The organism is Acinetobacter sp. CIP 102529, assembly GCF_000368325.1.
In the GTDB taxonomy this organism is placed as follows: domain Bacteria; phylum Pseudomonadota; class Gammaproteobacteria; order Pseudomonadales; family Moraxellaceae; genus Acinetobacter; species Acinetobacter parvus.
In genome coordinates, this window is the sequence record NZ_KB849354.1 from 335,950 (window position 1) to 359,709 (window position 23,760).

At 43.2% G+C, this 23,760-nt stretch carries 20 protein-coding genes and 1 pseudogene; 12 read left to right on the top strand and 9 right to left on the bottom strand.

Annotated features, from left to right (window positions below; all coding sequences use genetic code 11):
• Nucleotides 1-27 precede the first annotated feature (27 nt).
• The 5 genes from serS to rplU all read right to left on the bottom strand — a co-directional run bounded on the left by serS (nt 28) and on the right by rplU (nt 3,784).
• On the bottom strand, nt 28-1,299 hold the full coding sequence (gene serS, locus F972_RS03760) for a serine--tRNA ligase (protein ID WP_004764018.1): 1,272 nt from the start codon (nt 1,297-1,299) through the stop codon (nt 28-30).
• 117 nt (nt 1,300-1,416) lie between these two features.
• Complete coding sequence (locus tag F972_RS03765) at nt 1,417-2,178, bottom strand: RsiV family protein (protein ID WP_004764019.1); 762 nt, start codon at nt 2,176-2,178, stop codon at nt 1,417-1,419.
• A gap of 128 nt (nt 2,179-2,306) precedes the next feature.
• Nucleotides 2,307-3,002, bottom strand: a complete 696-nt coding sequence (gene lolA, locus F972_RS03770) for an outer membrane lipoprotein periplasmic chaperone LolA (protein ID WP_004681532.1) — start codon at nt 3,000-3,002, stop codon at nt 2,307-2,309.
• Between the two features lie 198 nt (nt 3,003-3,200).
• A complete protein-coding gene (gene rpmA / locus F972_RS03775; RefSeq protein WP_004640422.1) occupies nt 3,201-3,455 on the bottom strand; it encodes a 50S ribosomal protein L27 in 255 nt (84 codons plus the stop codon).
• Nucleotides 3,456-3,472: 17 nt separating this feature from the next.
• A complete protein-coding gene (gene rplU / locus F972_RS03780) occupies nt 3,473-3,784 on the bottom strand; it encodes a 50S ribosomal protein L21 (protein WP_004652230.1) in 312 nt (103 codons plus the stop codon).
• 458 nt (nt 3,785-4,242) lie between these two features.
• On the opposite strand from rplU, the gene sdsA reads away from it, so the two are divergent.
• From sdsA to F972_RS03820, 8 genes are all read left to right on the top strand, one after another.
• On the top strand, nt 4,243-5,220 hold the full coding sequence (sdsA, locus tag F972_RS03785; protein WP_004681534.1) for an All-trans-nonaprenyl-diphosphate synthase: 978 nt from the start codon (nt 4,243-4,245) through the stop codon (nt 5,218-5,220).
• Nucleotides 5,221-5,235: 15 nt separating this feature from the next.
• The gene (locus tag F972_RS03790; protein WP_004755949.1) at nt 5,236-7,305 is read left to right on the top strand and encodes a site-specific recombinase; all 2,070 of its coding nucleotides are present in this window, start codon (nt 5,236-5,238) and stop codon (nt 7,303-7,305) included.
• 151 nt (nt 7,306-7,456) lie between these two features.
• Entirely contained in the window at nt 7,457-8,107 is a 651-nt protein-coding gene (locus F972_RS03795; protein WP_004755950.1) for a phosphatase PAP2 family protein, read from the top strand.
• On the top strand, nt 8,094-9,356 hold the full coding sequence (locus tag F972_RS03800) for an efflux RND transporter periplasmic adaptor subunit (RefSeq protein WP_004674970.1): 1,263 nt from the start codon (nt 8,094-8,096) through the stop codon (nt 9,354-9,356). The genes F972_RS03795 and F972_RS03800 overlap by 14 nt, the downstream gene beginning before the upstream one ends.
• Before the next feature lie 12 nt (nt 9,357-9,368).
• Entirely contained in the window at nt 9,369-12,542 is a 3,174-nt protein-coding gene (adeJ, locus tag F972_RS03805; RefSeq protein ID WP_004755952.1) for a multidrug efflux RND transporter permease subunit AdeJ, read from the top strand.
• Between the two features lie 5 nt (nt 12,543-12,547).
• Complete coding sequence (adeK, locus tag F972_RS03810; protein WP_004681540.1) at nt 12,548-14,008, top strand: multidrug efflux RND transporter AdeIJK outer membrane channel subunit AdeK; 1,461 nt, start codon at nt 12,548-12,550, stop codon at nt 14,006-14,008.
• A 289-nt stretch (nt 14,009-14,297) separates the two neighbouring features.
• A complete protein-coding gene (locus F972_RS03815) occupies nt 14,298-14,648 on the top strand; it encodes a YbjQ family protein (RefSeq protein ID WP_004674976.1) in 351 nt (116 codons plus the stop codon).
• Between the two features lie 8 nt (nt 14,649-14,656).
• Entirely contained in the window at nt 14,657-15,094 is a 438-nt protein-coding gene (locus F972_RS03820) for a YbjQ family protein (RefSeq protein ID WP_004681541.1), read from the top strand.
• 19 nt (nt 15,095-15,113) lie between these two features.
• Here F972_RS03820 and F972_RS03825 read toward each other — a convergent pair whose 3' ends face one another.
• Both F972_RS03825 and F972_RS03830 read right to left on the bottom strand, forming a co-directional pair.
• The gene (locus F972_RS03825; RefSeq protein ID WP_004681543.1) at nt 15,114-15,920 is read right to left on the bottom strand and encodes an SDR family NAD(P)-dependent oxidoreductase; all 807 of its coding nucleotides are present in this window, start codon (nt 15,918-15,920) and stop codon (nt 15,114-15,116) included.
• 12 nt (nt 15,921-15,932) lie between these two features.
• Nucleotides 15,933-16,595, bottom strand: coding sequence for a hypothetical protein (locus F972_RS03830; protein WP_004674981.1), 663 nt, complete (start codon nt 16,593-16,595; stop codon nt 15,933-15,935).
• A gap of 408 nt (nt 16,596-17,003) precedes the next feature.
• Between F972_RS03830 and F972_RS03835 the strand changes: the two genes are divergently transcribed.
• Nucleotides 17,004-19,901 (top strand): valine--tRNA ligase, encoded by a 2,898-nt coding sequence (locus tag F972_RS03835; RefSeq protein WP_004755957.1) that lies wholly within the window; start codon nt 17,004-17,006, stop codon nt 19,899-19,901.
• Nucleotides 19,902-20,000: 99 nt separating this feature from the next.
• Here the strand turns inward: F972_RS03835 and F972_RS03840 are convergent, their stop codons facing one another.
• A complete protein-coding gene (locus tag F972_RS03840) occupies nt 20,001-21,191 on the bottom strand; it encodes a hypothetical protein (protein WP_004755959.1) in 1,191 nt (396 codons plus the stop codon).
• Nucleotides 21,192-21,280: 89 nt separating this feature from the next.
• Nucleotides 21,281-21,392: pseudogene (locus F972_RS16455) on the bottom strand (molecular chaperone DnaJ); the annotation flags it as partial.
• 66 nt (nt 21,393-21,458) lie between these two features.
• On the opposite strand from F972_RS16455, the gene F972_RS15035 reads away from it, so the two are divergent.
• The 3 genes from F972_RS15035 (at nt 21,459) to F972_RS03850 (ending at nt 23,584) form a co-directional block, all read left to right on the top strand.
• On the top strand, nt 21,459-21,632 hold the full coding sequence (locus F972_RS15035) for a type II toxin-antitoxin system Phd/YefM family antitoxin (protein WP_004681546.1): 174 nt from the start codon (nt 21,459-21,461) through the stop codon (nt 21,630-21,632).
• Between the two features lie 92 nt (nt 21,633-21,724).
• On the top strand, nt 21,725-22,159 hold the full coding sequence (locus F972_RS03845; protein WP_004755961.1) for a type II toxin-antitoxin system VapC family toxin: 435 nt from the start codon (nt 21,725-21,727) through the stop codon (nt 22,157-22,159).
• Between the two features lie 237 nt (nt 22,160-22,396).
• Nucleotides 22,397-23,584, top strand: a complete 1,188-nt coding sequence (locus F972_RS03850) for an ammonium transporter (RefSeq protein WP_004755963.1) — start codon at nt 22,397-22,399, stop codon at nt 23,582-23,584.
• The last annotated feature ends 176 nt before the right edge of the window (nt 23,585-23,760 follow it).

Genomic DNA, 23,760 nt, shown 5'->3' on the forward strand with positions numbered 1-23,760 from the left:
AAAAACTATGCACAAATTCGATGCATTTTAGTCGATATGCCTAATACCGCCCATATATGGACGTAAAACTTCAGGAATTTCGATTGAACCGTCAGCACGCTGGTAATTTTCCATCACTGCAAGCAAGGTACGACCCACCGCCAGACCTGAACCATTCAAGGTATGCACCAGTTCGATCTTCTTCTGGTCTACACGGTAGCGCGCTTTCATACGGCGTGCCTGAAAATCGCCCATGTTTGAGCAACTTGAGATTTCACGATAGGTATTTTGACTTGGCACCCAGACTTCCAGGTCATAGGTCTTGGTTGAACCGAAGCCCATGTCACCACCACAGAGCAAAATCTTGCGGTAAGGTAAACCCAATGCCTGCAAAATGCCTTCTGCATGTGCAGTCAGTTCTTCAAGCGCCTGCATTGAGTGCTCTGGTTTTACGATTTGCACCATTTCAACCTTGTCAAACTGATGCTGACGAATCAGGCCACGAGTATCACGCCCGTAAGAACCTGCTTCACTACGGAAACATGGTGTATGTGCTGCGTATTTGAGTGGCAAACGATCCGCATCTATGATTTCGTCACGCACAAAGTTGGTGACAGGCACTTCTGCGGTCGGGATCAGGTAATATTCTTTTTCACCCTGTAACTTGAATAAGTCTTCTTCAAATTTAGGTAGCTGACCTGTACCACGTAAGCTATCTGCATTGACCAGATAAGGTACATACGCTTCGGTATAACCATTTTTGAGCGTATGCGTATCTAACATAAATTGGGTTAAAGCACGTTGTAGACGTGCCAAAGGACCTTTCAATACACTAAAACGTGAACCTGTCAGCTTGGTTGCGGTCTCAAACTCAAGACCACCCATCCATTCGCCCAGATCGGTATGGTCCTTGATCTCAAAATCAAACTGGCGTGGTGTGCCCCACTTTAAGATTTCTAAATTATCACTCTCATCTTTCCCTTCAGGCACAGACTCATCTGGCAAGTTTGGAATCGCCAGTGATTTTTGCTCTAGTTCAGTTTGCAATTCAGCAAGCGCAACTTCAGCAGTTTTGATTTCATCTCCAATGGCAGCCATACGTGCCATAATTTCAGATGCATCTCCGCCCGACTTCTTGATTTGACCAACTTGTTTTGCACCAGCGTTACGTTCAGCCTGTAAATTTTCAGCTTTGGACTGCAATTCTTTACGGCGCGCTTCTAAATCCGCCCATTCCTGAACATCAAGCTGAATACCACGTTTTGCCAAAGCGGCATTGACCGCTTCAATATTATTTCTGAGTAATTTTGGGTCGATCATAATCAATCATGAATAGAGAAAAAACTGGCTATAGTGTAAGGCTTTAACCCGAAAAAATACAGTAATAGACAACAAAGACTCAGCATCCACACACGATATATCGATGCTGAATACTGGCTAAACAGGCTCTTTCGGCAGACTTGGCAGATATTGCGGCTTAATAAACTGTTTGGCGGCATAATATGGCAGGGTCAGCTCGCTCATCCCCTCTGCATAAGAAGCCAACTCATACAGCGGATAGACGAATACTATCTCATTGACACCATAATAATAGTTGTCACTCACCTGCAACTGCTCTTTCTTGATGTTATGGTCTTCCAGCCAGTTCTGATTCGAGACATATAACTCATCGCGTAGTTTTTGGTTCATGTCAGGTTTAACCAATTCACTTACAGTAATGTGTTTTTTATTGGACAAGTCAAAATTGACAAATTCCTGATGTGACATACCATGTGCCGCACCCGCAGGGTAACTATAGGTCTGAATGGCAAAAGTCGCTAAATTATAGTTTTGCCCTAAAAAACGTACATAAGTGCTACTTTCACTAAGCGAGGGTTCATCCGCTGGCACCTTGACTTTTTGGTCTGCAATGTTGGCAAAGGCATTCGGCTCGGCCTTTTTCATACGATTGATAAAATATTCATCAATCCATTTTTGCTTGGTCTCGACCGTTTGCAAGTCATAACTGGTACATCCATCTTCCAGGCACAACTTTTGTTTAGGAATCTTGACCGCCACAACTTTGGCCTGAATCAATGGAATATCGACTTTTTCAGCAGTAGCTGACGATTGTTCTTTTTTAGGTTGACAGCCAACCATTGCAATGACCGTAAGTATTGAAATGAGTGGAATCAATTGTAATCTTTTTACTATTTTCATCGCCTTGCAAGTCTCCAGGATTTTTCTTCACTATACAAAGCCTTGCGCCTAGATGAAATTAAGAAATGTATCTATATCGCGCCCAGCAAAAAGCCGCAACAGATGCGGCTTTGTTGAGCATAAGTCCATTATTGGTCAATAATATCTGTACCTTTTGGCGGTTCAAAGTGAAAGACCGATGCTGGAATCGCTGGATTCACTTTGATGTTGCTAAAACGCACATACGTGGTTTGGCCTAAAGAATCCTGCAAAATCATCAAGGTGGGTGCCTTATTTGCGCCAAAGCTAATGGTCAGGCTTTGGAATGCACCATCATCCTGTTTTGGGTACAAGGTATAGTACAGCTTGGTTCGGTCAGGCTGAGTCACACGGTAAGCATCCATAATCTGGTTGGTATTACCTGACAATAATAGTGCAGGCGTATTGGCCACCTGATCATCCAGACTCTGTCGCACTGCCTGCTGTAAATCTGGATCATAAATCCACACCACCTTTCCTGTAGTCACAATGGTTTGTTTCGCTGGACTGGTGGTTTCCCAATAAAATTTTCCAGGACGCTCAACCTTCATCACACCCTTAAAGGTCTGGTTCATGTGCTGGGCAGTCAGGCCCTTTTTCTGTACTGTTTTATTATTGGTGGTCTTGGTGCTTTGTTCAAAATCTGCGGTCAGGCGTTGCAGACCAGCCAACTGCTGTACCAGACTGCTGGTTGCCTGCTGAGCCGATGCAGCCACAGGTGCGGCAAACACCTGACTTCCCACCACAGGGACAAGCGAGATGGCACTCAAGGTTGCGGCATAAGCTATTTTTTTTACGAAATTCATAAAATGAACCTTCTATCAGATTTTTACTGTTATGACGACATCTTACTGTTTTTGATCACGAAAAAAATGAAGAAATCCACAGGTTTTGTGTATTTCGTGTCGCAAAGTCCTGCATTATGTATGAAGTTTCTGCCTTTATGTAGAGATTGTAAATATAAAAAAACCCGCCAAAAGCGGGTCTTTCTGAACCATTAAAGCTTAAGCTTCAACAGTTACATAGCGACGGCCAAACTGACCTTTCACTTCAAATTTCACTACGCCGTCAGCAGTAGCAAATAAAGTATGGTCACGGCCCATACCAACATTTGCACCAGCGTGGAACTCAGTACCACGTTGACGAACGATGATGTTACCAGCAGTTACAGTTTGACCACCGTAAACTTTAACACCCAACATCTTAGGATTCGAATCACGACCGTTCTTCGTCGATCCACCGGCTTTTTTAGTTGCCATGTCTATTTACTCCTGTGTTAGCCTGCGATACCAGTAATTTTCAACTCGGTAAACCATTGACGGTGACCTTGTTGCTTACGGTAGTGTTTACGACGGCGCATTTTGATGATGCGGATTTTGTCGTGACGACCATGGCCAACTACTTCTGCAGTTACTTTTGCGCCAGCTACAACTGGAGCACCGATTTGAATGTTGTCACCGTTTACAACCATTAATACGTCATCAAACGTAATAGTCGCGCCAGTTTCAGCTTTCAATAATTCTACTTTAAGGGTTTCACCCTCAACAACACGGTGCTGTTTACCACCGCTCTGGATTACTGCGTACATAATGTACTCCAACTTGCCCGTGTCGTCGTGCCGATAAAAGGACATATCGATCTTAAGACGAACGCCACTGGGGTTATACAAGGCGATAGATTTTAAGTGAAATTTGATCAAACAACAAGTGATTTTGCACAAATACGCCGCTCAACAAATGAGCTGTAGATTTCATAATAAAATCAAACAGTTTGAGAATACGTTGTTTTTATTGATTCTGATCGGGTTTTGCAATACATTCTAAAAAACCAATTGCGACAATAACAATCTGTGTTCATATAAAGTCACGCATACCTATGGTATAAAGCTTGGGTTTGACTATGTAGAGACCGCTTTTTTGTCTAACGAAAGCCGCAAAATCGCTGCACCGATTTAAATGACTGATTACACAGCCTGTATAGCTGTTCAGCAACAGACATATTGATACACCTAACACTATATTTCACCTGTACGAGGTTCTTCTTCATATGGTTATCGATTTTAAGCAAGACATTCTCTCTCCTGTAGCGACAGATTTTGCTGCGATGGATCATTTGATCAATGAAGGAATCAGCTCCAAGGTTGGCCTGGTCATGTCGGTCAGCAAGCATGTGGTTGAGGCTGGCGGTAAGCGTATGCGCCCAATCATGTGCCTACTCGCAGCCCGTGCATGTGGTGTAGCCAATATGCAGCATGCGCAGCATCTGGCTGCAATCATTGAGATGCTGCATACCGCAACGCTGGTACATGATGATGTTGTGGATGAGTCCAATCTGCGCCGCGGCAGACCCACTGCCAATGCAACCTGGAACAACCAGACCGCCGTTCTGGTCGGTGACTTTCTGATTGCCCGCGCTTTCGATTTACTGGTGGACTTAAACAACATCACTTTACTCAAGGATTTCTCAACAGGAACCTGTGAAATTGCGGAAGGTGAGGTTTTACAGCTTCAGTCCCAACACCAGCCAGAGACCACTGAAGAAACCTATCTAAAAATTATTCATGGTAAAACATCACGCCTGTTTGAACTGGCAACTGAAGGCGCGGCTATCTTGGCGGGTACTGAAGAATACCGTGAGCCACTACGTCGCTTTGCGGGTCACTTTGGCAATGCCTTTCAGATCATTGACGATATTTTAGACTACACCTCCGATGCGGAAACACTGGGTAAAAATATTGGTGATGATTTAATGGAAGGCAAACCGACTTTACCGTTAATTTCAGCATTGGCCCACTCCACTGGTGATGACCATGCGATTATTCGCCGCAGCATTGCAACAGGCGGTGTGGAACATTTGGATAAAGTGATTGAAATTGTTCATCACTCAGGTGGTCTGGATTACTGTCAAAAACGTGCCCAACAAGAAACGGATGCCGCTTTAGAAGCGCTTAAAGCACTTCCAGATAATGAATATCGCCAAGCACTGATGAATCTAACCTTAATGGCCTTACATCGACTACAATAATTTTTCTGAGTGCCTATGCATTTAAATTTATCTGATTTATTTTTAAAAATGCAGGAACAGCTTGACCATCCTGAAGCTGTTCCTGAAAGTCTTCTTGCCAATGAGCAGATCCTCATTGAACTGGTCAATCGCATACGACCCAAAAAACCGAATGATGCTGAAGAAGTTAAACAGCGAATTCATGCATTAATCAAAATTCTTTTGCTGACTCCCACTTCAGCAACTTTACTCCAGAATTTCCTGCTCAAGCTGATGAGCCAGTATAAACAGATCAGCCTCTATGCCGACAGCGGCATTCTTTCGCTGGATGGTTTCTGGAATCAGCTTGGGCAACGTCTTGGCGCACATTTCCTGCCTTTAGTGGAAGATGCTAACCAGCTTAAAACCCTCGTTGGCAAAGTCTTTCATAAGCAAAGTGATGGAGAATGGCTGGACCTGATCGAAAATCAGGACTGGATTACCCTCTTCAACCTAATTGCTGAAAGCCAAAGCAACACGAATGAAAAACAGGTGTGTAAAACCGACCTGATCAAGGCCATTACTGTGTTGTCCTATCGGATTAGTGGCATTGGTCTGTATCCAGAATTTATTAATGCACAACCCGACATTATTGAATATGAGTCACCTTTTTTGGTTCAGAACCGTGAAATTGTAGAGTTCATTGAAAAGTATAAACAGCAGATACACCAGCAGGATACAGTTGCGGTGCTTGCTCCTCCCGATGCGTCACAGGCCTTTGTGATGCTGGACCAATGCCGTGAGGTTGTGCTCAAGATCCGTCGGGCAACCAAGCGCATCGGGGTCAGTATCAGCCTGACCTATTTATTGTCCTTACTGGAGCAGGCGCTTGACCGTATTGAATTATTGCTTGGTTTGCTTGCCAGTAAAAATGATTTCCACTATATCGCACTGGGACAATTAATTACTGACCTGACCCAGGCCCATTATGATGAAAAAAGTGTTCGTCACCTACTAAATTCAACCAGTGAACTGATTGCCCTGCAAGTCACCGAAAATGCCAGTAAAACAGGTGAGCATTATGTAAGTACCGATAAAAAAGGCTTTTTCGGCATGTATAAGGCGGCGGCAGGTGCAGGCGCAATTATTGCCGTCATGGCCACCTTGAAAATTTTAACGACCCGTCTGGTACTTGCTCCATTTATGCATGCATTTTTATATAGCATGAATTATGGTCTAGGTTTCATGCTGATCCATGTGCTGCATTTTACGGTTGCAACCAAACAACCTGCGATGACGGCCGCAGCACTTGCAGCAACGGTACAGCAGCAGAAAGGCAGTAAAACAGCTCAGATTGCTGAACTGGCGGCCCTGATTATCAATATTATCCGAACTCAATTCATCGCAATACTGGGAAATATTTCAATCGCTATTCCTGTAGCGGCCTTAATTACCTTTTTATGGCAGTACAGTCTTGGGGAACCGTTACTTTCCCCTATTAAGGCAGCCAAGACACTACATGATTTAAATCCATTTACTTCGCTGGCTATCCCGCATGCGGCAATTGCAGGTGTCTGTTTATTCCTTTCAGGCCTGATTGCGGGCTATTTCGATAATCTGGCAGTCTACCGAAAGGTCGGCCCCCGTCTAAAACAGCACCGCCGCCTAAAACGCTGGATGGGACAGGCACGACTGGACAAGTTTGCCAACTATATTGAAACCAATCTCGGGGCTTTGGCAGGTAACTTCCTGTTCGGGATAATGCTGGGAAGTATGGGAACCATCGGTTTTATTTTAGGCCTGCCGCTGGATATCCGTCATATTGCCTTTGCATCCGCCAATTTCATTCAAGGCTTAATGACAGTAAGCGGCGCACCTGACCTTGGTTTAATCATCGTGTCATTTTTGGGCGTTATGTTGATTGGTCTCACCAACCTGTTTGTCAGCTTTACCCTGACGATTATTGTCGCGTTGCGTGCGCGCCGTGTTCGCTTCTCACAGTGGAAACCCTTGGCTAAATTAGTCATCACCCATTTCCTGACCCGACCAAGTGATTTCTTCTGGCCCCCAAAACAACCTGTTGAAGTGGAAGAGCAAGACACGACAGAGCAAAAAATGAGACATTAATCAAATTTTGTTATGTTTTTTTACTGAACCTTAAAAAACATGAAAATGAAATTATCATAAAATTTCAAGGCTTGACCAGAAGTGTACTCGCAAGTACACTTTCAAACATTCGACAACCATGAACAATGGTTAAGCAAATAATGAGGTTCGCATGCCGCACCTACTGCTTTGTATTGGTTGCTTTTTTTTAGGACTCGGTGTGTTTGGGCTGGTTTATCTCGACACATCGACTTTAGACCTTTTTAGTGTTCAAGCTTTATTTGAACACCGTTCGTTTGCGCTTAACCAGGTAACCATTCTGCTTTCTCGACTGGGTGGAATGCCATTTTTATTATTTTTAACCACTTTTTTGTGTATTTATCAAACTTGGATTAAAAACTATAAGAATGCAATTTTTATCGCTTTAAGTGTGGGTGGAAGTATTGTGATTGGTTGGCTTCTGAAATGGGGCATTGATCGACCAAGACCCTTGGAACTTTATCACTTGATTCAAAGTTATGGCGCATCTTTCCCAAGTGCCCATAGCCTATATGCTGCGACCCTTGCGAATATGTTCATGTTGCTGTACAGCGCGCATAAATACCGTAACAGCATTATTTTAGTATCTACTTTATGGTTTGTTTTCATGGGGATATCTAGAGTTTATGCTGGGGTTCACTATCCAACCGATGTATTGGCAGGTTGGGGAATCGGGCTGATTTGGACTTCGTTGCTTTGGTTTTGGCTGTATCAAGGCAATTTCAGCAACAATTTGTTTTTAGATAAAAAATCTAAATTGAGGTGGAATAATGATGTCAGCTAAGCTTTGGGCTCCTGCCCTCACTGCTTGCGCGTTGGCAACAAGCATTGCGCTTGTTGGTTGTAGCAAAGACCCTAAAGATGCACAGCAAGCTGCTGCTGCTCAAAAAATGCCACCTCCTGAAGTCGGTGTCATTGTTGCCCAACCGCAAAGTGTAGAACAAAGTGTGGAACTTTCTGGGCGGACCTCCGCCTATCAGGTTTCAGAAGTACGTCCACAAACAGGTGGTGTCATTTTAAAGCGCTTATTTGCTGAAGGCAGTTATGTTCAGGCAGGTCAGGCACTTTATGAAATTGACGCCAAGACCAACCGTGCAAGCGCAGACAGCGCCCGCGCGACCTTATTGCGCCAGCAAGCAAACCTAAATGCATTACGCGTTAAAGAAGGGCGTTATCGTCAGTTGGTTGGCACCAATGCGGTTTCCAAACAGGAATATGATGATATTCATGCCCAGGTCCTGTTGGCTGAAGCCGATGTAGCAGCCTCTCAGGCGGCATTGAAAAATGCTGAGATCACTTTGGGCTATTCTACTGTACGTGCGCCAATCTCAGGCCAGTCCAGCCGTTCTTCGGTAACAGCTGGTGCGTTGGTGACAGCGAATCAGGCTGATCCCTTGGTCACGATTCAACAGCTTAACCCGATCTATGTTGATATTAACCAATCCAGTGCCGAAATGTTGCGCCTACGTCAACAGCTCAGTAAAGGCAGCCTGAACAACAGCAACAACACCCGTGTCAAGATTACGCTTGAAGATGGTTCCGACTATCCTGTTGAAGGCCAGTTGGCTTTCTCTGATGCCAGAGTCAATCCAGACACAGGTACAGTGACCTTGCGTGCAGTGTTCTCAAATCCAAACCACCTGTTGTTACCAGGTATGTATGCAACTGCCAAGATTTCACAGGGCATCATTCCAAATGCCTACCTGATTCCACAGGTGGCTGTGTCACGTCTACCAACAGGACAGGCGATTGCCTTGATTGTAAATGCGAAGAATACGGTTGAAGCGCGCCCAATCACAACGGTTGGTGTGAAAGCTCAGGACTGGATTGTCACCGATGGCTTACAGGCGGGTGACAAGATTGTGGTTGATGGTGTTGCCAAGGTTAAGGAAGGCCAGCAAGTTTCTGTAAAACCTTACCAGCCACAGGCAAAAGCACCACAAGGTCAAAATGCTACACCACCAGCCGCCGCTGAACAACAAAAGCAAGCCGATTCAGCAAAAGCTGAACAAAAAGCTACTTCACAAGCTTAAGGGGTAGATTGCATGGCTCAATTTTTTATCCATCGCCCAATTTTTGCATGGGTGATCGCACTGGTCATTATGTTGGCGGGTATTATCACGCTCACAAAAATGCCAGTTGCACAATATCCGACAATTGCCCCCCCCACGGTAACGATTTCTGCAACTTATCCTGGGGCTTCTGCGCAAACCGTTGAAAATACGGTCACCCAAATCATTGAACAACAAATGAATGGTTTGGATGGTTTACGTTACATTTCATCGAATAGTGCGGGTAATGGTCAAGCATCAATTAACTTGAACTTCGCACAAGGTGTCGATCCAGATATCGCCCAAGTACAAGTTCAAAACAAACTGCAATCAGCAACAGCACTGTTACCTGCTGACGTACAACGTCAAGGTGTAAAAGTGACGAAGTCTGGTGCAAGCTTCTTGCAAGTTATTGCATTTTATTCGCCAGATAACAGCCTTTCTGCTTCTGACATTAAAGATTATGTGAACTCAAATATTTCTGAGCCACTGAGTCGTGTGGCAGGTGTAGGTGAACTCCAAGTATTTGGTGGTTCATATGCAATGCGTATCTGGTTAGATCCAGCAAAGCTGACTAGCTTTAACTTGACGCCAAATGATGTTGCAACTGCTATTCGTGCACAAAACTCGCAAGTTGCGGTGGGTCAGCTCGGTGGTGCGCCATCAACTGCAGGCCAAGTTCTTAACGCAACGGTAAATGCACAAACCATGTTGCAAACCCCTGAACAGTTTAAAAACATCTTCCTGAAAAATACCTCAGGTGGTGCACAAGTTCGTTTGGGTGATGTTGCACGTGTCGAACTCGGTTCAGATAACTATCAATTTGACTCAAAGTTCAATGGTAAACCTGCAGGTGGTGTCGCAATCAAACTGGCAACAGGTGCCAACGCATTGGATACTGCTGCTGCGGTTGAAAAACGTTTATCTGAGTTACGTCATAACTATCCGAGCGGTTTAAAAGACAAGCTAGCCTATGACACCACACCATTTATTCGTCTTTCGATTGAAAGTGTTGTGCACACGCTCATTGAAGCGGTTGTCTTGGTATTTATCGTAATGTTCTTGTTCTTACAGAACTGGCGCGCAACGATTATTCCAACATTGGCAGTTCCTGTGGTTGTGTTGGGTACATTTGCCGTGATTAATATCTTCGGCTTCTCAATCAACACCCTCACCATGTTTGCAATGGTACTGGCCATCGGTCTATTGGTGGATGACGCCATTGTCGTGGTCGAGAACGTTGAACGGGTAATGCAGGAAGAACATCTGGAACCTGTCCCTGCGACCGAAAAGTCGATGAGTCAGATTTCAGGCGCCTTAGTCGGTATTACCAGTGTGTTAACAGCGGTATTCGTACCGATGGCGTTCTTTAGTGGAACCACTGGGGTAATTTATCGTCAATTCTCGATCACGCTGGTTACTGCGATGATCTTGTCATTGATCGTAGCACTTACCTTTACCCCTGCCCTATGTGCAACCTTGTTAAAACAGCACGATCCAAACAAGCAGGAAAGCAACAATATTTTCGCGCGTTTCTTCCGTTGGTTTAACCGTAGCTTTGAAAGACTTTCGGAGAAATACCAAGGCGGTGTCAATCGTATGACCCACCACAAGTTATTCTCTGGGGTACTTTATATTGTTGTGATTGCCGCTTTGGTTGGCATTTATAAAGTTTTGCCATCTTCATTCTTACCAGAAGAAGACCAAGGTGTGGTGATGACACTGGTTCAGTTACCACCGAGCGCGAGCTTGGAACGAACCGACAAAGTCATCGATACCATGACAGGCTATTTCTTGAATAAGGAAAAAGAAAATGTAGAGTCAATCTTTACAGTTGCTGGTTTCTCATTCACAGGGGTGGGTCAAAACGCGGGTCTTGCCTTTATTAAATTAAAAGACTGGAGTGAGCGTACGACACCAGAATCACAAATCGGTGCCATCATTCAACGTGGTATGGCATTGAACATGATTGTGAAAGATGCGTCTTACATCATGCCATTGCAGTTACCCGCAATGCCTGAATTGGGTGTCGCTTCTGGTTTCGATATCCAGTTAAAAGATGCCAGCGGTCAAGGGCATGAAAAACTCATTGCTGCTCGTAATGCGATTTTAGGTATGGCATCACAAGACAAACGTCTTGCGGGTGTACGTCCAAATGGTCAAGAAGATACACCACAGTACCAGATCACCATTGATCAAGCGCAAGCAGGTGCAATGGGTGTCAGTATTGCCGATATTAACAGCACCATGAGCATGGCTTGGGGTGGTTCATATATCAATGACTTCGTTGACCGTGGTCGTGTGAAGAAAGTTTATGTCCAAGGTGAAGCGGATACACGCATGATGCCTGAAGACTTGAACAAGTGGTATGTGCGTAACAACAAAGGCGAAATGGTTCCTTTCTCTGGCTTTGCCAAAGGTGAATGGACCTATGGTTCACCACGTCTAGAGCGTTATAACGGCGTATCATCTGTTAACATTCAAGGTACGCCTGCACCGGGTGTCAGCTCTGGTGATGCAATGTTGGCAATGGAAGAAATCATTGGTAAGTTACCTTCTATGGGCTTAACCGGTTTCGACTATGAATGGACAGGTTTATCTTTAGAAGAACGTGATTCTGGTAGCCAAACAGCACCTCTTCTTGTTCTTTCATTATTAATCGTATTCCTGTGTCTTGCTGCACTCTATGAAAGCTGGTCTGTACCTGTTTCGGTATTGCTGGTTGTACCTTTAGGTATCGTCGGTGCATTTGCCTTGACATGGTTAGGTATGCTGATTAAAGGTGATCCAAACTTATCCTTTAACATTTACTTCCAGGTTGCAATTGTTGCCGTAATTGGTCTATCCGCGAAGAATGCGATTTTGATCGTCGAATTTGCGAAAGAATTACAGGAACAAGGCGAAGAACTCTTTGAAGCAACATTACATGCTGCCAAAATGCGTTTACGTCCAATTATCATGACTACACTTGCATTCGGTTTCGGTGTTTTACCGCTCGCCCTAGCAAGCGGTGCTGGCGCAGGTAGCCAACACTCGGTCGGTTATGGTGTACTTGGTGGTGTAATTTCTTCAACACTTTTAGGTATTTTCTTCATCCCTGTATTCTTCGTGTGGATTCGTAGTATCTTTAAGTACAAACCTAAAACTTTAAATACTCAGGAGCATTGATCGTGATGCAAACTGTATGGTCTATTTCCAGTCGTGGCATTGCAATCTCTGCCCTCGCGCTATCTTTGGCTGCCTGCCAAAGCATGCGCGGGCCAGAGCCTGTGGTAAGCTCAGATGTTCCTGAAAGCTTCGCGTCTTACGGCAATGCTTCTGGAACATCAATCGCAGAACAAGGTTACAAAGATTTCTTTGCTGACCAACGTTTGCTGCAAGTGATTGATCTGGCGCTTGCCAATAACCGTGATTTACGTACTGCGGCTTTGAATATCCAAAAAGCACAACAGCAATACCAAATCTCGGAAAACAATCAGTTACCAACGATTGGCGCAAGTGGTAGTGCGGTTCGTCAAGTCACCCCTACTCGTGATCCAAATAACCCATATTCAACCTATCAAGTCGGTTTAGGCCTAACTTCATATGAGTTGGATTTCTGGGGTCGTGTACGTAGCTTGAAAGATGCGGCACTAGACAGCTACCTTGCGACACAAAGTGCGCGTGATGCCACACAAATTAGTTTAATCAGCCAGATCACTCAGACGTGGTTGAATTATTCGTATGCAAGTGCACAGTTGAAACTTGCAAATCAAACCCTCAAGGTACAGCAAGACTCGTTTAACCTGAACAAGAAACGTTTCGATGTGGGCATTGATAGTGAGATTCCATTGCGTCAGGCGCAAATTTCGGTTGAAACCGCACGTAATGATGTTGCCAACTACAAAACACAGATCGCACAAGCACAAAACTTGTTAAATTTACTTGTTGGTCAAACAGTTCCTCAAAACTTATTGCCACAACAGCAAATTTCTCAAATTACCAAACAAAGCGCTTTAAGTGCTGGTTTACCAAGTGACTTGCTCAATAATCGCCCAGATATCAAGGCGGCTGAATATCAACTCAGTGCCGCAGGTGCAAATATTGGTGCAGCCAAAGCACAACTTTACCCGACGATTAGCCTGACAGGTTCGGCAGGTTATGCTTCAACAGATTTGAGCAACCTTTTTAAGGCGGGTAATGCAGCTTGGTCAATTGGGCCAAATATTAGCTTGCCAATCTTCGATTGGGGTACACGTAAAGCCAACATCAAGATTTCAGAGACTGATCAGAAAATTGCCTTGGCAAACTATGAAAAGTCAGTTCAATCTGCTTTCCGTGAAGTGAATGATGCCTTGGCAACCCGTGCCAACATTGGTGATCGTTTAACCGCGCAACGCCGTTTAGTGGATGCAACCAACACTACCTATAAGCTGTCTAACGCCCGTTTCCGTGCAGGTATTGATAGTTATTTAACCGTGTTGGATGCCCAGCGTTCAGCGTATTCGGCTGAGCAAGGTTTACTGCTGTTACAGCAGGCAAACCTGAACAACCAAGTTGAGCTTTACAAAACATTGGGTGGCGGTTTAAAGACCAATACCAGTGATACAGTGACGCCTCAACCCTCTAGTGCTAAAATACATGCTGCACAATAAACCTTAATAAGATGTACTATCTATAGCCATCTCCCGAGATGGCTAGTTTATTTTGAGTCCGACTGAATAATAGTTTAACCCCAAATGATTGGCATATTGTGCCGCTTCGGCACGCGATGAAATTCCCAGTTTACAGGTTATTTCTATCACACCATTAAATAACCATCTCACTTTCAATCAAAATGGCTTGGTATATTCCCAAGCTATATTTATGAGAATTACCTTTTTAAGCTTTTCTCATCCCTCATGTTGTTTTATCTTTAATACAGTATTTTTATTCGAGATCAATATGTTACTCAGCAGCTTGGAATCTGTACCTGGTCATGAAATTTTACGTCAGCTTGATGTGGTGTATGGCAGCACTGTCCGCAGTAAGCACGTGGGTCGCGACCTGATGGCGGGTTTAAAAAATATTGTGGGCGGCGAATTGACAGGTTATACCGAACTTCTTGAGGAATCCCGTCAGGAAGCCACACAACGCATGATCGACAAGGCACGCGGTTTAGGTGCCAATGCGATTGTGGGGATTCGCTTTTCCACATCGAATATTGCCCAAGGCGCGTCCGAACTTTTTGTATATGGTACGGCTGTCGTGGTTCAGCCTGTGGCGCCTAAACTTCCTGATCCATTTGGCGCATAGGCAATATAATGGATGGATTAATTTTTCAGATCGTTATTTTTCTGATTCTTTTTTCAGTCGGTTGGGGTTTTGGTCGTCATATTGAACAAAAACACCTACGCGAACTGGATGAGAAAGAAAGACAACTTGCCCATATCCGCATTGATACCAACCGCTTTGTTGAAACGACTGCAAAAGGTCAACTGGTAAGCAGCAATGTGGTGATCTCACATGATTATTTTAAATATGTGCTTGCCACCATTAAAAACTTCTTTGGTGGTCCTCTTGTCAGCTATGAAAGTTTGGTAGAACGGGCACGGCGTGAGGCAATGGTTCGGCTCAAGCAGGAAGCACACAGGATGGGAGCAAACCAAATCATGGGGGTTCGTCTCAGCACCACTGAACTGGGGATGCAAGGTGGCATGGTTGAAGTGTTTGCTTATGGCACGGCTATTTTAAATGAGTAAAAGGGAGCAAAAGCCCCTTTTACTTCACTTTGGTTTTACGAATCATTTTATACAACAGGCTTGGTGACAAACGGGACACCAATACGCCCAGTTGTTCTTTCTTGCCGCCGACAACTACATATTCCTCACCTGCCATCAAAGCCTCAACAACTCGCTGGGCAAATACATCGGCATCCAAACCATTTTCAATGGCTTCATCCTGATAGCCCTGTGGCTTACCCTCACCATTTAAGGCATTAAAAGAGACATTGGTTTTAACAAAGCCTGGGAAAACCACCGAAACCTCAACCCCATCTTTTGAAACCTCGGCGCGAAGACTGTTTGCCCACATATGAATCGCCGCTTTGGCAGCTGAATAACTGGCGCGATATTGTGTACCCAATAGGCCCGCCACACTGGAGACAAATACCACCCGACCAGACTTTTGTTTGAGGAATGTTGGTAACACAGTCTTGGTAAAGAACACCTGTGAAAAATAATCTACTTCCATGATGGCACGTTCAGTTTGCATGGTGGTGTCCTGAATCAGGGCACGCTGGCTCAGACCTGCATTGTTGATAAGCCAGTCAATTCGCCCTTTGCATGCCAAAACCTGTTCATGCGCATGACGTACCTGGGCTTCATCAGTAATATCAGCGGCAATTGAAACATGACGTTCTGGCTTGAACAAACCGACACGCACAGCTTCCAGTTCATCATAACGGCGTGAAGTCAGCACCACCTGCGCACCCTGCAAGGCACATTCCCTTGCCAGCGCCTTGCCCAAACCAGAAGAAGCCCCTGTAATCCATACCACTTTATTTTCAAGGTTTTTTAGCTTTGCCATATCAATGATCCCCTATGCCTGATGACGCATAAATTTTAAGAAGTAATCCACATAAATGACCGCAACCTGCTGATCCAGTTGAGTGCCTAGTTTTTCCAAACGTTTATAGCCTAGATGTGTGGTCATGTTGATCACGCCATTGAGGGTTTTATCCACCACAAAATTAAACTTCAGGCATTTTTTCGGTTCACGAATTAAATGGGTCACACCGACATCAATCACATCGGTCAGCAGTTTCAACGCATTTACCGTTTCATGACGGTCTCCACCAGCAAGCTTATGGCTTGAGCTTTTCACCTGTTGTGCAAGCTGCTGTTCAATTGGATAGGTCATGTAAACTTTTTCATCTTCAAGCTGAATGGTTTTGGAAAGATATTCCACCACAGGAACCAATCGGTCATTGCCAAAAAATGAAACTGACCACGGCATATATTTGCGAATGGCTTCCAGAATTTGCTGAATCACCTTTTCGGATTCGCCTGTTTGGGAATGATGCTGGTTTTCCTGTAGCAGCACCATAAAAACCTGTTCAATCACTTCACAAGCCATTTCTGACAGGACATTCCCCAAAGCATTTGCCTGACTTTCCTTACTGCCCTGTAATAACTGCGCTCGAATATGCGCAAATCTCGCGTATGTATCCGCATGAATATTTAAAAAAACGGCGGTGTTCATTCTAATTACCCTAATTCTTAGATTGCATAAAATAAGGGCTTGTTCAACAAGCCCTTATTTTTCCATCAAACTGTTTTATATCATTTTTGGCTTTTTACACGCCGAATTTACCATATTCTATTCCGCATCAACATGCATAAATGCCAAAAAATGGTTGACCGTGTGTTGCTTCATTAATTTTTAGTAAAATTGAATAACTCATCTGAACCATCCTCTCATTCATATTTTAATATTGTTATGTTGTTGTTTTATGCATCTACATAGGATAATTATGTGACACAGAACACATAATTCAAGGTTTTATCGTTAAAAAACCAACGCATTTCATCGGCTTTTTTAGATGAAAATCTTGGCGGTTTTTTTGCTACAATAGATCCAATTTTTTATTCAATTTTAATCTTCTGTACTATGACTGACGCTCAATCTGCTCAAAATATTGCAACCACTTACGATCCAACCGAGATCGAAAAGAAATGGTATCAAATCTGGGAACAACAGGGTTACTTCAAACCATCAGGTCAGGGTGAATCATTCTGTATCATGATTCCACCGCCAAACGTGACAGGTAGCCTGCACATGGGGCATGGCTTTAACAATGCCATTATGGATGCCTTGACTCGCTATAACCGTATGATGGGTAAAAACACCTTATGGCAACCAGGCACAGACCATGCGGGGATTGCAACGCAGATGGTGGTCGAGCGTCAACTCGGTTTGCAAGGTGTGACCCGTCATGACTTGGGTCGTGACAAGTTCATCGACAAAGTTTGGGAATGGAAAGAACAATCTGGCGGAACGATTACCAAGCAAATCCGCCGTTTAGGTTCATCTGTGGACTGGTCTCGTGAACGCTTTACCATGGATGATGGTCTATCCAATGCCGTAAAGGAAGTGTTTGTGCGTTTGCACGAAGATGGCTTGATCTATCGTGGCAAGCGTTTGGTGAACTGGGACCCTAAACTGCAAACTGCCCTTTCTGACCTTGAAGTTGAAAGCAAGGAAGAAAAAGGCTCATTGTGGCACTTTAAGTATTTCTTTGAAGATAAATCACTGAAAACCAAAGATGGTAATGACTATCTTGTGGTGGCAACCACACGTCCAGAAACTTTATTAGGCGATACAGCAGTTGCGGTACATCCTGAAGATGAACGTTATGCACACCTGATTGGTAAAAACATTATTCTCCCAATTACAGGTCGCTTAGTACCTGTGGTGGCTGATGAATATGTCGAAAAAGATTTCGGTACTGGCTGCGTGAAAATCACCCCAGCGCATGACTTTAATGACTATGAAGTCGGTAAACGCTGTAACTTAGCCATCATCAACATCTTCAACAAAAATGCCGAAGTGCTGGCTGAGTTTGAATATATCGCCAAAGCGGGTGAGCAAATTTCTCAACTGTTGCCTGCCCCTGCGGACTATATTGGTTTAGAGCGTTTTGCTGCCCGTAAAAAGTTGGTTGAACAAGCGGAAACTGAAGGCTGGTTAGATCAAATCCAACCTTATGACTTGAAAGCGCCACGTGGCGACCGTTCAGGTGTGATTGTTGAACCATTATTGACCGATCAATGGTATGTCAAAATTGCGCCACTTGCTGAACCTGCAATCGAAGCAGTTCAGGATGGTCGTATTAAGTTTGTGCCTGAGCAATATACCAATATGTATATGTCATGGATGCGTGACATTCAGGACTGGTGTATTTCGCGTCAACTGTGGTGGGGCCACCGTATTCCTGCCTGGTATGATGCAGAAGGAAACATATACGTGGGACGCAATGAAGAAGACGTTCGTAGCAAAAACAACATCGCTGCTGATGTAGAACTTAAACAAGACGAAGACGTTTTGGACACATGGTTCTCATCTGCGCTTTGGACGTTCTCAACTTTAGGTTGGACTGGCGATGCACAGAAAGATGCAGCCAATGACTTCCTTAAAACGTTCCACCCGACTGATGTGTTGGTGACAGGTTTTGACATCATCTTCTTCTGGGTTGCCCGTATGATCATGATGACCATGCACTTCATGAAAAATGAAGATGGTTCATCACAAGTTCCATTCAAGACGGTTTACGTTCATGGCTTGGTCCGTGATGGTGAAGGTCAGAAGATGTCGAAGTCCAAGGGCAACGTACTTGATCCGTTAGACTTGATTGACGGTATTGATCTTGAAAGTCTGGTTGCGAAACGTACCACTGGCTTAATGAATCCGAAAGACGCTGCGAAGATTGAGAAATCAACCCGTAAAGAATTTCCAGACGGCATCAATGCCTACGGTACAGATGCAGTTCGTTTTACGTTCTGTGCGCTTGCCAATACGGGTCGTGACATCAAGTTCGATCTAAAACGCGTTGAAGGCTACCGTAATTTCTGTAACAAGATTTGGAACGCGACCCGTTTCGTATTGATGAATGTTGAGGGGCAAACCGTTGGTCAGGAAGCGCGTCCTGATTTATGGGAACTTCCTGAACAATGGATCATCAGCCGTTTACAGAAAGTGGAAGCTGCGGTGCATCAAGCATTTGCCACCTACCGTTTAGACCTTGCGGCGCAAGCAATCTATGACTTTATCTGGAATGAATACTGCGACTGGTATGTCGAACTGACCAAGCCTGTGCTTAATGATGCCAATGTGTCAGAAGAACGTAAGGCAGAAGTTCGCCGTGTGTTACTTGCAGTAATGGAAGCTTCTTTACGTTTGGCACATCCGTTAATGCCGTATTTGACTGAAGAAATCTGGCAAACCCTTGCACCAATGTTGGGCAAAGGTGGCGCAACCATCATGACCGCACAATATCCTGTGCCTGATCAAGCGAAGATCAATGATCAAGCTGAAGCAGATATGCAGTGGTTACAAGGCCTGATTGGTGCGGTACGTAACATTCGTGGTGAAATGGGCTTGGGTAATGCGCGTTTATTGCCTGTATTGCTGCAAAACATTTCTGATACTGAACGTGAGCAAATCACCCGTATTGAAGCATTATTTAAGGCATTGGCTAAAGTTGAAAGCATTACATTCTTGGCTGACGGCGAACAACCGCCATTATCTTCTTCTTCTGTTGTGGGTCATGTGTCTGTATTCGTTCCAATGAAGGGTTTAATTGACCCGAAAGCAGAATTGGGTCGTTTGCAGAAAGACTTGGATAAGGTTCAAAAGCAACATGATCAAATTGCCAATAAGCTTGCCAATGAGGGCTTTGTTGCGAAAGCACCAGCAGCCGTTGTTGATGGTGAAAAAGTCAAATTGGCTGAGTTCGCTGACCAATTAGCGAAGATTAAAGCGAATATGGAGCAAATTGCAAGTTTATAATTATGACTAGCGTATTGAATAAAATATATTCAATACGCTAAACAGAGGTGGTCCCACTTGTTTGAACAACTAAAAGCTTATTTACAGGCTCAAACCACTTTAAAAATTAAATGACCAGCCGAATGCTCTATTTTTAAGTAAGTTTTTTAAACAATCAAAATCCTTATAACTATTTAAACACTGTTCATCTTGTAATAGCTTTCTTCGAATTTCCCTCAAATCATATTGGTACTTCTTAGCCAAATCAGCAGGTTTAAAAGTGTGTTTATAAAAACCTGAGCTTTTCCAATCAAATGAGTAAATAATGTGATCTAACTCCATTTGCAATTGCTCAATTTGATCTTCTAGCAATAGATTATAAGATTTCAAATGTTCATTTGCGATTTTAACTGCTTGTTTTTGATCACCTTGTTCTGTATAAGCACGTAACTTTAATAGCGTAAGTAAATCTTTTTCTTCAAGTGCAGTATTTGCTTGCTGCAAGAGCTCGGTTTTGTCTATACGTTTTTGCTCATCCCGTTCACGATCAGGATGGATCACAGAGGCAATTTTTAAATAAATGCTTTTTAATGACTGCCCTGCCATTTTTTTTGCATCTTCAAGTTGCATTTGCTTCTTTAAAATTTTCTTTTTTTGTTTTTCTGCAAACTTTTGATATGCTTCACGTTCATGATCATTCAGTTGATTTTGAATGAAATCAGCTTCCTCTCGATCAAATTTTTCTTTTACTTTTTGCATAAACTCTTCAAGATTTTCGAGATCAAAATCAAAGTCAATCCAGTCCTCAGACACACCCAATTGATCTGCAAGAATTTCTTTCATCACTTGTTTTTCCATCATTTCATCAACATCATGCTCTGAATGAAAATCATCCTCTGTATCATCTACTTGTGATGTAGGCAAATGATCATGGTCTTCTAAAATTTTATAAAATTGAGCAATGACGATGGTCAATTTATGTTGTTCTTCAGACAGATTGGGATTATTTAAAAGTTGACTCACTAAAATTGAGATTTTTTGATCTAAACGCTCTAAATGGGTTTTAGCAAATTTATGCGATTGTTTATATTGCCAAAGTACCTCTAGTTGACTAAATAAAACTTGGTGCCATTGAGCATATAATGGCAAGAGTTCAACACTTGCATCCTGCTGTACTTTTTGTTGTGCTTGTTGCCACTCAACCAAAGAGAGTTGTAATTTCTCAATTTTTTGAATCTGACGATTAAACTTTTTTTGTTGTGGAGATAAATTTTCAGTTTCTTGATACAAACTTAAATCTAAAATGCTCATGACTTTATTTCAATACAAATGCGATTTGACTCAATATTTTAACAGAAAGCATGCCTACGACCATTTGTTTTAAAAGTAAAATTCTTATCTCATAAAACCCCATGCCCCAACAACATCTCCCCGCCACTCAGCTTTTTCATATACTTTAAACGTTCTTTTTTCCCACTTCAACTGCGGCTTTAAATCAGTACAATCGGCATCTTATACTTACTAGACTCGCCTTACAAAATGTACAATTAAAATGTACATCTAAATAGGACAAATAATATGAACAACATTCCATTTAGCCAAGTCCGAGCCAATCTTGCGCAACTGATACAACAAAGCAAACAAGGTCAACCGATTTTTATTTCACAACGAGGGCAAACCTCTGCGGTGCTCTTATCTTTCAATGACTATCAAAAATTAGGTCATCAGCCACAAAGTCTTATGCAGGCATGATCAGCATGGCATCAACAACATATACAAGATTTACAAAATGAGACTGATGATTTTCAGCCTGAACGCTCACAAGAACAGGGGCGAAATTTTTCATGGTAAATTCTACCCTATCTCATATTAGTTATCTCCTAGATACCAACATCATTTCTGAATTGATCAAGCCACAACCCAATCAGCATGTCATTTCGCAATTTCAACTGTATCAACATGAAATTGCAATTCCGAGCTTAGTTTGGAATGAACTTCGGTTTGGTTGGCTTAAAATGCCTCAAGGGCAAGGTAAAGAAATGATTGGTTCTTTTTTACATGACATTGTCAGTCTGATTCCCATTCTTTCTTATCATGAATCTGCTGCCAAAATTCATGCTGAAATTCGCTTAGAAGCACAACAAAATGGGCTTAATATTCCCTTTGCAGATGGACAGATTGCAGCAATCGCAATGGCTCAAGGCTTAGCTTTAATCACTCGTAATAGCAAAGACTTTCAAAATATTTCAGGTTTAAGGTTGGTCAATTGGTTTAGATAACCCGATTTTTTCCATATTCAGCAACAATTTTGTGCTCTTTTTAAGCAAATCGCACCACTTTTCACCAAAATTACAATTTAAATTCTAAATTGGTGCGTTTTTTGCATTATAAAATTCATCAAATTGAGTTGTTTCACGACAACTTGAGTTTTTAGATTTACTAAATCTATTTTGGTGCAAAAAACGAATCAAATATTTGTATCAAAACCGAATTTAGCACTTTTTTTGAGCACTACTATGCAAAACGTAGATCTATTTTTCTTACTGCTCGGTGCAGTACTGGTATTGGCAATGCATGCTGGCTTTGCATTTTTGGAACTGGGTACAGTACGCCATAAAAACCAGGTCAATGCGCTCAGCAAAATCTTAACTGATTTTGCCATTTCAGCTATTGCCTATTTCTTTGTGGGCTACTGGATTGCATACGGACAGAATTTTTTCCATGCGGGCACTACCTTGGCTGCCGATCATGGCTACAACCTGATGCGCTGTTTCTTCCTGCTCACCTTTGCCGCCGCCATTCCAGCGATTATCTCTGGTGGTATTGCTGAACGTGCCAAAATGCGCTCCCAGGCCATTGCCACGCTGATTCTGGTCGCACTGATCTATCCGTTCTTTGAGGGCATGATCTGGAATGGCAATTATGGCTTGCAGGGTTGGCTGGAAAAAACCTTTGGTGCAGGGTTCCATGACTTTGCAGGCTCAGTCGTTGTACATGCCATGGGTGGATGGATTGCATTGGCAGCGGTAATCCTGCTGGGTGCTCGAAATGGTCGCTATAAGAATGATGGCCGTGTCAGTGCCCATCCACCATCATCAATTCCATTCCTTGCTTTAGGCTCATGGATTCTGATTATAGGCTGGTTTGGCTTTAACGTGATGAGTGCGCAACGGGTGGAGGCCATCTCTGGTTTGGTGGCAATCAACTCACTGATGGCAATGGTTGGCGGTACATTGGCTGCAAACTTTATGGGTAAAAATGACCCTGGTTTCCTGCACAATGGTCCATTGGCAGGTTTGGTCGCAATCTGTGCGGGTTCGGATATTGTGCATCCTATTGGTGCATTATTCATTGGCGGCGTTGCAGGTGCCCTGTTTGTTTACCTGTTTACTTATACACAAAACAAGCTCAAGGTAGATGATGTACTGGGGGTATGGCCTTTACACGGTGTCTGTGGTGCATTTGGTGGCATCGCTGCGGGTATTTTGGGTCAGCAGGCTTTAGGCGGTTTGGGTGGCGTGTCCATCATTTCCCAAATCATTGGTACAGGCTTAGGTATTATCATTGCGCTGATTGGTGGTTTTGTCGTGTACGGCATCTTAAAGGCGACTTTGGGTATCCGTCTTTCTCAGGAAGATGAATATCGCGGTGCAGACCTTTCCATTCACAAAATTTCGGCAAACTCTGAAGAATCCATATTCTGATGTGGTTTAATGATTAGAAACAAGTATTCCTAAAATTTCCCTTGTATGTGCAGACCTCACTACAAGGGAATAATTTTAAACATAAAAAATTTATTTCAAACATACATTTTAAATGTATTAGCTCGCTCCACATTTATTTTATAAATTTGTATTACCTTATAATATGAATAACATTT

What these genes read in the sequence shown, in the direction of transcription:
- serS (WP_004764018.1), bottom strand. Translation starts at nt 1,299, where the DNA reads ATGATCGACCCAAAATTACTCAGAAATAATATTGAAGCGGTCAATGCC.
- F972_RS03790 (WP_004755949.1), top strand. Translation starts at nt 5,236, where the DNA reads ATGCATTTAAATTTATCTGATTTATTTTTAAAAATGCAGGAACAGCTT.
- sdsA (WP_004681534.1), top strand. Translation starts at nt 4,243, where the DNA reads ATGGTTATCGATTTTAAGCAAGACATTCTCTCTCCTGTAGCGACAGAT.
- F972_RS03845 (WP_004755961.1), top strand. Translation starts at nt 21,725, where the DNA reads ATGGTAAATTCTACCCTATCTCATATTAGTTATCTCCTAGATACCAAC.
- F972_RS03815 (WP_004674976.1), top strand. Translation starts at nt 14,298, where the DNA reads ATGTTACTCAGCAGCTTGGAATCTGTACCTGGTCATGAAATTTTACGT.
- F972_RS03835 (WP_004755957.1), top strand. Translation starts at nt 17,004, where the DNA reads ATGACTGACGCTCAATCTGCTCAAAATATTGCAACCACTTACGATCCA.
- lolA (WP_004681532.1), bottom strand. Translation starts at nt 3,002, where the DNA reads ATGAATTTCGTAAAAAAAATAGCTTATGCCGCAACCTTGAGTGCCATC.
- rplU (WP_004652230.1), bottom strand. Translation starts at nt 3,784, where the DNA reads ATGTACGCAGTAATCCAGAGCGGTGGTAAACAGCACCGTGTTGTTGAG.
- adeK (WP_004681540.1), top strand. Translation starts at nt 12,548, where the DNA reads ATGCAAACTGTATGGTCTATTTCCAGTCGTGGCATTGCAATCTCTGCC.
- rpmA (WP_004640422.1), bottom strand. Translation starts at nt 3,455, where the DNA reads ATGGCAACTAAAAAAGCCGGTGGATCGACGAAGAACGGTCGTGATTCG.
- F972_RS15035 (WP_004681546.1), top strand. Translation starts at nt 21,459, where the DNA reads ATGAACAACATTCCATTTAGCCAAGTCCGAGCCAATCTTGCGCAACTG.
- F972_RS03800 (WP_004674970.1), top strand. Translation starts at nt 8,094, where the DNA reads ATGATGTCAGCTAAGCTTTGGGCTCCTGCCCTCACTGCTTGCGCGTTG.
- F972_RS03820 (WP_004681541.1), top strand. Translation starts at nt 14,657, where the DNA reads ATGGATGGATTAATTTTTCAGATCGTTATTTTTCTGATTCTTTTTTCA.
- F972_RS03825 (WP_004681543.1), bottom strand. Translation starts at nt 15,920, where the DNA reads ATGGCAAAGCTAAAAAACCTTGAAAATAAAGTGGTATGGATTACAGGG.
- adeJ (WP_004755952.1), top strand. Translation starts at nt 9,369, where the DNA reads ATGGCTCAATTTTTTATCCATCGCCCAATTTTTGCATGGGTGATCGCA.
- F972_RS03765 (WP_004764019.1), bottom strand. Translation starts at nt 2,178, where the DNA reads ATGAAAATAGTAAAAAGATTACAATTGATTCCACTCATTTCAATACTT.
- F972_RS03840 (WP_004755959.1), bottom strand. Translation starts at nt 21,191, where the DNA reads ATGAGCATTTTAGATTTAAGTTTGTATCAAGAAACTGAAAATTTATCT.
- F972_RS03795 (WP_004755950.1), top strand. Translation starts at nt 7,457, where the DNA reads ATGCCGCACCTACTGCTTTGTATTGGTTGCTTTTTTTTAGGACTCGGT.
- F972_RS03850 (WP_004755963.1), top strand. Translation starts at nt 22,397, where the DNA reads ATGCAAAACGTAGATCTATTTTTCTTACTGCTCGGTGCAGTACTGGTA.
- F972_RS03830 (WP_004674981.1), bottom strand. Translation starts at nt 16,595, where the DNA reads ATGAACACCGCCGTTTTTTTAAATATTCATGCGGATACATACGCGAGA.